The organism is Solirubrobacter deserti, from assembly GCF_027587175.1.
In the GTDB taxonomy this organism is placed as follows: Bacteria; Actinomycetota; Thermoleophilia; order Solirubrobacterales; family Solirubrobacteraceae; genus Solirubrobacter; species Solirubrobacter deserti.
Genome location: NZ_JAPCID010000036.1, coordinates 69,217 through 77,139 on the forward strand (window position 1 = coordinate 69,217; position 7,923 = coordinate 77,139).

Genomic DNA, 7,923 nt, shown 5'->3' on the forward strand with positions numbered 1-7,923 from the left:
CCCTGCGGGCGATGGACGAACGGGTCCTCACCGAGCGCCTGATCACGTACGACACCTCCACCGCGGAGGGCCTGCGAGCCTGTGCCGGGTTCATCAAAGGCTGGCTCGAAGCACGTGAGATCGCGGTCGAGGACCATCAGTACGGCGAGCTGTTCGCGCTGACCGCGGAGGTCGGCTCCAAGGACGGTCCGACGCTCGTCTTCCACGGCCACTACGACGTGGTCCCGGCCCGGCCGGAGCAGTTCACGCCGCGCATCCAGGGCGACCGGCTCGAGGGCCGCGGCTCCTATGACATGAAGGGCGGGCTCGCGGCGATGATGTGCGCCCTGTACGACCTGCGCGACCAGCAGGACGTGCGCGTGCGCTTCGTGGCGGTCCCGGACGAGGAGTCCGAGGAGATCGACCAGCGCACCTCCGACCTGCTGGTCAAGGCCGGCTACGTGGGCGACTTCGCGATCACGGGCGAGCCCACCAACCTCCACGTCGGCGTCCAGGCCAAGGGCGTGCTCGCGCTGCGCATCCTGGTCTTCGGCACCTCCGCCCACGGCTCCACGCCGTGGCTCGGCGACAACGCGGTCTTGAAGGCGATCGACGTCTTTAGGCGAATTGAGTCGATGCCGTTCACCCTTGAGTCCTCGGAGCTGTTCGACCGGCCGTCGGTGAACCTGGGCCGGATCGTGGGCGGCGACGCGCCGAACAAGGTGCCCGAGGAGTGCGCCATGGACGTGGATATCCGCTATCTGCCCGAGCAGGACCCCGGCGAGCTTCTCGCCCAGATCCGCGCGCTGCCGGACGTCCACGTCGCTCGCTCGTTCATCTGGCCGCCCGCCCGCGTGTCGCCGCGCAACCCCTACGTGCTGGCGCTCTGCCAGGCCGCATCCCGGCTGACCGACGGCGAGTCGATGAGCGTCGGCCGCGACGGCGCGTCCGACGCGGTCGCCTTCCAGAAGGCGGGCGTGCCCGCGGTCGAGTTCGGCCCGTCCGGCGGCGGCCATCACGGCCCCGACGAATGGGTCTCGATCGACTCGCTGGCCCGCTACCGCCGCGCGCTCGTGGACTTCGCGTGCGACGTGCCCAAGCGCTTTCCCGTCTCCGACACCGCCGAGCTGCGCGCCGTGGAGGGCGGGCTGGCATGAGGGATCCGGATCGTCCGCCGCGGCCGGGCCGCGGGGTGCTGGTGCGCGCCCTGCTGGCCGCCGTGCTCACGGTCTTCGTCTCCGCGACCGCGGCCGCGTACGCCGTGCTCAACGAGGTCGACAGCCTCGTCGACGAGTTCGGTGGCGGCGGCAAGGAAGGCCGCACGTTCGTCAACGTCCCCGAAGTCACGGACGCCGAGGCGGGGGATCCGCGGACGTTCCTCATCCTCGGCACCGATGAGCGCTACGCCGACAAGGTCGCGGGGGTCAAACCGCGCTCGGACACGATCCTGCTCGCCCGCGTGGACCCCAAGAGCGACCGCATCGCGCTGATGTCGCTCCCGCGTGACCTGAAGGTGCGGATCCCGGGCTCGGGCACGAACAAGATCAACGTCGCCTACGAGGTCGGTGGCCCGCGCAAGACGGTCGCGACGGTCAAGCGGCTGTTCGAGGACGCGACGGGCGAGGAGTTCCCGATCAACCACGTGATCGCGGTCTCGTTCGGCGGGTTCCGGCGCGCGGTGAACTACATCGGCGGCGTCTACGTGGACATCGACCGCCGCTACTACAACGACAACTCCACGGCCGCGGCCGGCGAGGCGTACGCGACGATCGACGTCCAACCCGGCTACCAGATGCTCAAGGGCCAGGACGCGCTGGACTACGTCCGCTACCGCCACGGCGACAACGACTTCTTCCGCGCCTCGCGCCAGCAGGACTTCCTGCGCCAGATCACCCACCAGGACGCGGTCCGCCAGCTGCTGGACCCGAGCAAGCGCCACGAGCTCGCGCGGATCTTCGGCCGCTACTTCGAGGTCGACAAGAGCTTCACCCGCTCCTCGAACCTGATCGCGCTCGCGCAGCTCGGCCTCAACATGGCCCAGGCCAAGGCGCCGGTCAACGAGGTCCGCTTCCCGGCGACCGAGGCCGAGAACCCGGCGGTCGACTCCTACCTGTACGTCAAGGACTCCGACCTCAAGAAGACCTACGACGAGTTCATGACCGGCGAGGGCTCCTCGAACCCGCGCCGGCTGGACGAGACGACCAAGCCCGAGGCGACGGCGACCCCGGCGCGGACCAAGAAGAAGAACCGCCCGTCGGCCGTGAAGGGGCTCGAGGAGGCGCGCACCGAGGGCGAGAACATGGCCGTCCTGGTCGCGAGCGAGAACAAGCTCGGGTTCCCGTTCTACTTCCCGGAGCGGCGCAAGACGGGCTCGCGCTACGCCGACCCCGAGCCGCGCATCTACTCGCTGCGCGACGGTCAGGGCAAGCTGCACCGCGCGTACCGGCTCACGCTCAACGCCGGTTCCTGGAGCGAGTACTACGGCATCCAGGGCATGACGTGGCAGCACCCGCCGATCCTCGACGACCCGGACCGGGTGCGCGAGGTCAACGGGCGCAAGCTGGAGCTCTTCTACGACGGCTCGCGCATCCGGCTCGTCGCCTGGCGCACCTCCAAGGGCGTCTACTGGGTGACGAACACGCTCACGCTGTCGATCCCGAACAGCAGGCTGATCGCGATCGCGAGCAGCCTGCGCCGCCTGAAATAGCTGCGAGTCCACCCGCCGTGGCGGCGCGGCACGCCGCCCCGCGGAACTCGCCGAAGCATCGCCCGCTGGGCGATGCGGCTACTTCGACGTCTTGTGGCGAGTGCGCTTCTCGCAGTCGCCCGAGATCTTGACCAGGCTGCGGTTGCCGGGCCACTCGGACTCGATCACGGTGTCGTTGCCGGGGCCGCACTTCACCGTCGCGCGGCCGCGGGCGATGATCGCGGTGATGGTGTCGTCGCCGTCACCGCCGTCGACCGTCGTGCGGGCGCCCGAGACGACCTTGATCCTGTCGTTGCCGGCGCCGCCGAACAGCAGCGCGCGCACGCCGCCCGCCTGCAGAAAGTCGTCGCCCTCGCCGCCGAGCAGCGTGTTGGTGCCGCGGCCGCCGTAGACGGTGTCGTTGCCCGCGCCGGCGTCGATGACGTCGACGGCCTTGCGCGCGCCCGGCAGCTCGTCGTGGTTCTGGTCGCCCCAGAGGACATCGTCGCCGCCGAGCGCGGTGATCTTGTCCGAGCCGGCGCCACCGCGCAGGTTGTCGTTGAGGTCGGTGCCGGTGCGGGCGCCGCCGCCGTTGCCGGTCGTGGCGCTGATGCCCTTGAGCGGGTCGACCGTCGCCGCCTGCTCGATCACGATCTCGCAGTTGACGATCAGCGCGTCGCGGATGCGGGCGAACGTCGCGCGGCCCCAGGAGTTGCTCCGCGGCGGGACGTACAGCGTGTCGCTGCCGTTGCCGCAGTCGACGTCGTCGACGACGCTGTCGCCGTTGACGTAGATGACGTCGTCGCCGTCCTCGCCGAAGATGTGGTCTGGGCCGCTGTCGTAGTAGATCGTGTCGTTGCCGGGGCCGCCGAAGAGCTCGTCGCCGCCGGAGCCGCCGTGGATGGTGTCGTTGCCGTCGCCGCCCTCGACGCGGTCCGGAGCGGCCTGTCCGTCGAGGTTGTCGTCGCCGGCGCCGCCGGAGAGCGTGTCGTGGCCGAAGCCGCCGGTCGCGACGTCGTTGCCGTCCTCGCCGGTGAGCGTGTCGTCGCCCGAGCTGCCGTCGAGGATGTCGTCGCCCGCGCCGCCCGCGACGTCGTCGGGGCCGGTGTCGCCGAACAGCCGGTCGCTGCCGCCGAGCCCGCGGATGCGGTCCGAGCCGCCGTGGCCCTGTATCTTGTCGGCGCCCTCGCTGCCCGTGAGCGCTTCAGCGGCGTTGGAGCCGACGATGGTCTTGGCGGTGGCCGTCGTGGCCGGGACGAGCACGGCGATCAGCGCCATGACGACAGCAGCGGGGATCCGGAAGGGCATGCTCTTCTTATCGACGCCGCTCTTCTAAGCTGAAGCGCCCTTATGAGCACCAATCGAGAACCGATCGGCGTGATCGGAACAGGCTACGTCGGGCTGGTCACCGCCGCGGGATTCGCGGAGCTCGGCAACGACGTGTACTGCGTCGACATCGACAGCGAGAAGATCGAGGGCCTCAAGGAGGGTCGGATCCCGATCTGGGAGCCGGGTCTGGAGGAGCTGATCGCCAAGCACCGCGACCGGCTGCACTTCTCCACCGACCTCAGCGACGCGCTCGAGCACGCGCGCCTGCTGTTCGTGGCCGTGGGCACGCCGCCGACCTACTCCGGCGACGCGGACCTGTCCGCGGTGCATGCGGTCGTGGACGCGATGCCGCCGTCCGACCAGCACGCGCTGGTCATGAAGTCGACCGTCCCGGTCGGCACGGGCGAGACGATCAAGCGCGTCTTCGTCGAGCAGGGCAAGGGCGGCTTCCGCTACGTCTCCTGCCCCGAGTTCCTCAAGGAAGGCTCGGCGATCAAGGACTTCCTGGAGCCCGACCGCGTCGTCGTGGGCGACGACGGGGACTGGGCCGGCGACGCCGTGGTCGAGCTCTACGCGCCGCTCGGCGCGCCGCTCGTGCGCACGGACATCAAGAGCGCGGAGATGGTCAAGCTCGCGTCCAACGCGTTCCTGGCCACGAAGATCTCGTTCATCAACGAGATCGCCAACGTGTGCGAGGAGACGGGCGCGGACGTGGTCGAGGTCGCGCGCGGGATGGGCCTGGACAACCGCATCGGCCCCAAGTTCCTGCAGGCCGGCATCGGCTTCGGCGGCTCCTGTTTCCCGAAGGACGTCACGGCCCTCAAGCAGCTGGCCGGCAACTCGGGCTATCACTTCCAGCTGCTGAACTCCGTGATCGAGGTCAACGAGCTCCAGAAGCGGCGGGTCATCGCCAAGCTCGAGAAGCACCTCGGCAAGCTCGTGGACAAGAAGATCGCCCTGCTCGGCCTCGCCTTCAAGCCCAACACCGACGACATGCGCGAAGCGTCGTCGCTGGTGCTGTCCTCCCGGCTGCAGGCCGCGGGCGCCCACGTGCGCGCGTATGACCCCGTGGCCGAGGAGGAGGCGCGCAAGCTCATCCGCGGCGTGTCCTTCAAGTCGACCGCGCTGGAGGCGATCGAGGAGGCCGACGCCGTCGTCCTCGTCACGGAATGGCCGGAGTTCGCCGAGCTCTCGCTCACCGAGGTGCGCGAGGCGATGGCGGGCGACCTGCTCGTCGACGGGCGCAACCTGTTCGATCCGGAGAAGGTCCGCGAAGCCGGCCTGGTCTATGAAGGGGTTGGCCGGGCCGCGAGCTCAGCGCGTCAGGAGGTCTGACTCTTCGTCATGCAGGCACTCATCCTCGCCGGGGGTGAGGGCACGCGGCTGCGGCCGTTGACCTCGTCCGTGCCGAAGCCGGTCGTCCCGCTGGTCGACCGGCCGTTCATCGTCTTCGTGATCGACTGGCTGCGCCGGCACGGCGTGGACGACGTGATCATGTCCTGCGGGCACCTGGCGGAAGGGGTGCGTGACGTGCTGGGCGACGGGAGCGGCGTCGGCGTGCGCCTGCGCTACGTCGAGGAGCCCAAGCCACTCGGCACGGGCGGGGCGGTGAAGTTCGCCGAGCAGTGGCTGGACGAGCGCTTCCTGATGCTCAACGGCGACACGCTGACGGACATCGACCTCACGGCGCAGCTCGCCGAGCACGCGCGCACGGGGGCGCGTGCGACGCTCGCGCTGTACCCGGTCGAGGACCCGTCGTCGTACGGGCTCGTGCGGCTGGAGGCGGACGGTGCCGTGCGCGAGTTCGTCGAGAAGCCGGCGCCGGACCAGATCGACACCAACAACATCTCCGCGGGCGCGTACGTGCTGGAGAAGTACGTGCTCGACCTGCTGGTGCACGGGGAGCGGGCGTCGATCGAGCGCGACGTGTTCCCGCGGCTGGTCGGCAACGGGCTCTTCGGGCACGTGTGCGGCGGCTACTGGATGGACATCGGGACGCCGCAGCGCTACCTGGAGGCGACGTTCGACATCCTCGAGGGCAATGTCGCCACCGAGGTCGGTGAGCGGATGGGCTCGACGTACATGTGCGTGGAGGACGGCGTGGACAGCGAAGGGCGGATCGTGCCCGCCGCGCTCGTCGAAGCTGGATGCCGGATCGGCAAGGGCGCGCGCATCGGCGGGCGTGCCGTGCTGGAACGGGATGTCGTCGTCGGCGAGGGCACGATCGTCGAGCAGTCGGTCGTCATGGCCGGTGCGCAGATCGGCGCGCACTGCCATCTGAACGGCTGCATCGTCGGCCCGGACGTGAAAATTGGCGATCATTGCGTGATCGAGGACATGAGTGTCCTCGGGGCCGGCGTTAGCCTTGGCGAAGGCAACACCGTCTCCAGAGGCGCCCGGCTGTTTCCGGGGGTCTCGCTCCCGGACAAGGCGCTTCTGTTTTGACGACCGTCATCGACTACGCCAACGACACCACTGGGCAGCTCGACGAGGTTCTCGGCCTGTCCGAGCACCTGCGGGACGCGCTCTGGCGGGTGGATTCCTCAGGTGCCAAGCCGGTCGAAGCGACCGGCGGCGTGATCATCGCGGGCATGGGCGGCTCGGCGTCCGGCGGGCGCCTGGCGCAGGGCGCGATCGGCCCGCGTCTGAAGCGCCCGCTCGTGGTCGCCGACGGCTACGCCCTGCCGAGTTGGGCCGGCCCGTCGACCCTCGTGCTGCACTCGAGCTACTCCGGCAACACGGAGGAGACGGTGTCCGCGTACGACGACGCGGCGGCCCGCTCCATACCGCGCATCGTCGCGTCCACGGGCGGCGCGCTGGTGGACCGCGCGCGCCGCGACGGCGTGCCCGTGGTGCCGATCCCCGGCGGTTTCCAGCCGCGGGCCGCGATCGGCTACTCGCTCGTCGCCGCGATGGAGGCGGCCGCGCTGGGCGGCGCGGCGCCGTCGCTGCGCGACGAGATCGAGGCGGCGGCCGATCTGGCGGACACGCTCGCGGTCGAGTGGGGGCCGGACTCCGGCGAGGACTCGCTGGCCAAGTCGCTCGCCCGGGCGCTGCACGGCACCGTGCCCGTGATCGCGGGTGGCGAGCTCGCGGCCTCGGTCGCCTACCGCTGGAAGTGCCAGTTCAACGAGAACGCCCAGCTGCCGGCGTTCGCGTCCGCCCTGCCGGAGCTCAACCACAACGAGGTGGTGGGCTGGGAGTCCGCGCGCGAGCTCGGGCGCTTCTCGTACGTGTCGCTCGAGGATCCGGGCGCGCACCCGCGCAACCAGCTCCGCGCCGAGCTGACGGCCGAGATCGCGGCCGCGGGCGCCGATCCGGTGCTGCGTGTGACGGCGCGCGGCGAGACGCGCGTCGAGCGGCTGATCTCGTTGGTGCTGCTCGGCGATCTCGTCTCGATCTACGCCGCGGTGCTGCGCGGCGCGGACCCGATCGACATCCCGGCGATCGACTCGATCAAGGCGTCGCTGTCCTCGCGTTAGCTCAAGGCGCCGCCGCGGCGGTCGTGCTCGCCCGGCTGGGGCGCGGCCGCGTGCGCCGCGCGCCCCTGTCGGCCGACGCCGCGTTCGACGGCTCGGTCTCGGTGGTGATCCCGGCTCGGGATGAAGCGGCGCGGATCGGCCCGTGCCTGGACGGGCTGATGGGGGACCCGGAGGTGTTCGAGGTGATCGTGGTCGACGACGGGTCCACGGACGGCACCGCGTCGCTCGCCGCGGCACGGGGCGCGCGCGTGGTCGCCGCCGGTGAGCCGCCCGCGGGCTGGGTCGGCAAGCCGTGGGCGCTGCAGCGCGGGCTCGAGGAGGCGCGGGGCGAGATCGTGGTCTCGGTCGACGCCGACACGCGCCCCCGTCCAGGCCTGGCCCGCGCCGCGGCGGCCGCGCTCGACGCCGCCGAGCGCGTCGCCGCGGATTCGCCACCCGCACCCGCCG

At 70.8% G+C, this 7,923-nt stretch carries 7 protein-coding genes; 6 read left to right on the plus strand and 1 reads right to left on the minus strand.

The annotated features are described in order from the left end of the window. Nucleotides 1-11 precede the first annotated feature (11 nt). Both OJ962_RS22350 and OJ962_RS22355 read left to right on the plus strand, forming a co-directional pair. Nucleotides 12-1,136 (plus strand): M20 family metallopeptidase, encoded by a 1,125-nt coding sequence (locus OJ962_RS22350; RefSeq protein ID WP_202956862.1) that lies wholly within the window; start codon nucleotides 12-14, stop codon nucleotides 1,134-1,136. Beyond that, a complete protein-coding gene (locus OJ962_RS22355) occupies nucleotides 1,133-2,686 on the plus strand; it encodes an LCP family protein (protein ID WP_202956863.1) in 1,554 nt (517 codons plus the stop codon). The genes OJ962_RS22350 and OJ962_RS22355 overlap by 4 nt, the downstream gene beginning before the upstream one ends. A gap of 78 nt (nucleotides 2,687-2,764) precedes the next feature. On the opposite strand, the gene OJ962_RS22360 is transcribed toward OJ962_RS22355, so the two are convergent. Beyond that, a complete protein-coding gene (locus tag OJ962_RS22360) occupies nucleotides 2,765-3,973 on the minus strand; it encodes a calcium-binding protein (protein WP_202956864.1) in 1,209 nt (402 codons plus the stop codon). A 42-nt stretch (nucleotides 3,974-4,015) separates the two neighbouring features. On the opposite strand from OJ962_RS22360, the gene OJ962_RS22365 reads away from it, so the two are divergent. The 4 genes from OJ962_RS22365 to OJ962_RS22380 all read left to right on the plus strand — a co-directional run. Further along, nucleotides 4,016-5,329, plus strand: coding sequence for a UDP-glucose dehydrogenase family protein (locus OJ962_RS22365; protein WP_202956865.1), 1,314 nt, complete (start codon nucleotides 4,016-4,018; stop codon nucleotides 5,327-5,329). A gap of 9 nt (nucleotides 5,330-5,338) precedes the next feature. Further along, a complete protein-coding gene (locus OJ962_RS22370; RefSeq protein WP_202956866.1) occupies nucleotides 5,339-6,439 on the plus strand; it encodes a sugar phosphate nucleotidyltransferase in 1,101 nt (366 codons plus the stop codon). After that, nucleotides 6,436-7,476, plus strand: a complete 1,041-nt coding sequence (locus OJ962_RS22375) for a bifunctional phosphoglucose/phosphomannose isomerase (protein ID WP_202956867.1) — start codon at nucleotides 6,436-6,438, stop codon at nucleotides 7,474-7,476. Before OJ962_RS22370 ends, OJ962_RS22375 begins: the two co-directional genes overlap by 4 nt. A 23-nt stretch (nucleotides 7,477-7,499) precedes the next feature. Further along, nucleotides 7,500-7,923, plus strand: a 424-nt coding sequence (locus OJ962_RS22380) for a glycosyltransferase (protein WP_270006611.1), incomplete at its 3' end; no start/stop codon positions are given.

What these genes read in the sequence shown, in the direction of transcription:
- OJ962_RS22350 (WP_202956862.1), top strand. Translation starts at nt 12, where the DNA reads ATGGACGAACGGGTCCTCACCGAGCGCCTGATCACGTACGACACCTCC.
- OJ962_RS22355 (WP_202956863.1), top strand. Translation starts at nt 1,133, where the DNA reads ATGAGGGATCCGGATCGTCCGCCGCGGCCGGGCCGCGGGGTGCTGGTG.
- OJ962_RS22360 (WP_202956864.1), bottom strand. Translation starts at nt 3,973, where the DNA reads ATGCCCTTCCGGATCCCCGCTGCTGTCGTCATGGCGCTGATCGCCGTG.
- OJ962_RS22365 (WP_202956865.1), top strand. Translation starts at nt 4,016, where the DNA reads ATGAGCACCAATCGAGAACCGATCGGCGTGATCGGAACAGGCTACGTC.
- OJ962_RS22370 (WP_202956866.1), top strand. Translation starts at nt 5,339, where the DNA reads ATGCAGGCACTCATCCTCGCCGGGGGTGAGGGCACGCGGCTGCGGCCG.